This is a genomic window from Paracraurococcus ruber, from assembly GCF_004353985.1.
In the GTDB taxonomy this organism is placed as follows: Bacteria; Pseudomonadota; Alphaproteobacteria; order Acetobacterales; family Acetobacteraceae; genus Paracraurococcus; species Paracraurococcus ruber.
On the sequence record NZ_SMOA01000476.1, the window covers coordinates 1 to 2,573 of the forward strand.

General features: G+C 74.8%; 2 protein-coding genes. Both read left to right on the forward strand.

Features of this window, described 5'->3' with window-relative positions:
- Positions 1-325 precede the first annotated feature (325 nt).
- Entirely contained in the window at positions 326-1,420 is a 1,095-nt protein-coding gene (locus E2C05_RS30930; RefSeq protein WP_158292486.1) for an SbmA/BacA-like family transporter, read from the forward strand.
- A 251-nt stretch (positions 1,421-1,671) separates the two neighbouring features.
- Positions 1,672-2,229, forward strand: coding sequence for a dihydrofolate reductase family protein (locus E2C05_RS30935; protein ID WP_133223447.1), 558 nt, complete (start codon positions 1,672-1,674; stop codon positions 2,227-2,229).
- Positions 2,230-2,573 lie beyond the last annotated feature (344 nt).

Genomic DNA, 2,573 nt, shown 5'->3' on the forward strand with positions numbered 1-2,573 from the left:
GGCGCCGGGCCTTGCCGCCCCGCGACGGCCGCCCGCCGCGCGCTCGCCGGGTGCCTGCCCGCCCGATGCGTGCCGCGCATCCGCCGCCACTCGGCACCCGCCGCCTGGGCCGGACCCGGGCGGGCATGACCCCGCCGCTGCGCGGCGCGCCGGGGCGCGCCCTTGTTCCGGCCCCGCCGCCGCCCCAATTCCCGGTGTAACCGGCCGGGTAAGCCGGACCAGCCGCCCCATGCCCGAGCCTGCCCATGGCGTGAAGCGCCCGCAGGGAACCTTTCGGCCGGCGGGACGCAGAGGGGAGCGAGGGCCAAGCAAGCTGGGGCGCGCGATGACCGTAGGGGCGACACCACAGGCGACCTGGCGGGCCACCGCCGCGCGGTTCTGGTCCGTGGCGGGCGGCTTCTGGACGCGGCCCGAAACCCGTGGCCAGGCCCTCGGCCTCGCCGCCATGCTGGTGCTGCTGGCGGGCGCCGAGGTGGCGCTGATGCTGCGCTTCAACACCTGGAACCGCGACCTGTTCGACGCGCTGGAGCGCCGCGACGCCGAGACGGTGCTCTGGGAATGCGGCATCCTGTTGCTGATCGTCGCCGGCTTCTGCATCGCCAGCGCCGGGCAGTTGCTGTGCCGCCGGCGGATCGCGCTGGGCTGGCGCGCCTGGCTGGGCCATCGCCTCACCATGGGCTGGGTGGCGGCCGGCGGCGGCCATGCCGCCGACAACCTGGATGGCCGCATCGCCGAGGATGCACGGGTGGCGACCGAGGAAGCGGTGGAACTCGCCGCGTCCTTCTTCCATGCCACCATGACGCTGGCGATCTTCGTCGGCGTGCTCTGGTCGCTGTCCGACCATCCGCCGATCCTGCTCGGCGGCGTGTCCTTCGCGGTGCCCGGCTACCTGCTCTGGCTGGCGGTGCTCTACGCGCTGGCCGGGATCCTGGTGGCGGTGGTGGCGGGGCGGCCGCTGGTGCGCAGCACGGACCACCGCCAGGCGAAGGAAGCCGACTACCGCGCCGCCCTGGTCCGCATCCGCGATGCCGGGCAGGCCGGCATCCCCGAAGCGGGCGTGCTGTCGCGCCTGTTCGGCGACCTGGCGAACGTGTTCGAGCGGCAAAGCCGCGCCTTCGCCCGGCTGGAATTCTTCGTCTGCGCCGTCACGCGCGTCGGCTTCGGCCTGCCCTACCTGGTGGCGACGCCGGCCTATCTGGCGGGGGTGGCGAGCCTCGGCTGGCTGATGCAGGCGGCGCAGGCCTTCCAGACGGTGTCGGAGGCGCTGCGCTGGCCGGTGCAGCACATGCCGCGCCTGGCGACCTGGCGTGCCTCGGCCGAGCGGGTGATCGTGCTGGCCGCGGCGGTGCCGCCGGTGGAGACGGCGGCGCCCGCCGTGGCGCCGGATGCCGTGCCGGGCGCGGCCAGCGCTGAGGTCTAGATCGGCTTGCGCGTTCTTCTGAACGCGCAAGCCGCCCTGTCCTGTCGATTGCGGAGCGGAGTCTCGCGTCCGGGCGTACACGCCCTCCCGCAAGCCGCGAGGGGCCCGGGGCGGATCGATCGCCGCCGTCATCCGTTCCCGCGGGAGCCCGCCGGTGGCACGGCGGTCACCGGCTTCGACCCGGAGCGGGGGTCGGGATGGATCGCAGGCAACCCCCGCGTCCTTCAGAGCGGACGGCAAAGGCGCATCGCATGGGATCCCTGACCTTCGCCATGAACGTCACCCTGGACGGTTGCGTCGACCACCGGGAAGGACTGGCCGATGACGAGACGCATGCATTCTACACCCGCCTCCTGGAAGCGAACGGGGCGATGCTGTGGGGCCGCATCACCTACGAGATGATGGAGAGCTACTGGCCGGCGGTCGCTCGCGGCGAGGTGGATGCGCCGCCGGCGATCCGCGACTGGGCGCGCAAGCTCGAGGCCAGGCCGAAATACGTCGTGTCGTCGAGCCGGGTGAACTTCCCGTGGACCAACAGCCACCGCATCGCCGGCGACCTGCGAACCGGCGTGCAGGGACTCAAGGACAGGACCCCGGCGGGCGTGCTCCTCGGCAGCGGGACACTCGCGGCAGCGCTGGACCGGCTGGACCTCATCGACGAGTACAGGTTCCTGATCCATCCCAGGATCGCCGGGCATGGCCCGACCCTGCATCAGGGCGGGCTGCCCGGCACGCGGCGGCTCGAACTGGTCTCGGCGACGCCGCTCCGCAACGGCGCGGTCGCCCTGCACTACCGGCGCGGACCCTGACCGGGAGCAGCCTCCCGCCCGCAGCGCGGGCGGATCGCCGGGGGGCGTGACGGGCGCGGCGCGTGACGCCGGTCCTCCATCCCTGGCCCGGAGCGGTTCGCGCGGCCGGATCGCCACGCGAGCCACTCCCGGGAACCCGCATGTCGCCGGCATGCCGCGGATCCCGGGTCGGCCCCGGCCGGCTGCCCGGCATGGCGCGGCGAGGACGATCGGCGGGACCGGGAGGCTCCGCGTCCCGCCCGTCTCCGACCACCGGCGGGGCGCCGCGCATCCGGCGCAGGCCTCCAGGCCGGCCCGGACGTCGTGGGCCGCGCGCCCCGCGCCAGGCCCCGGCGCGCGCCCGG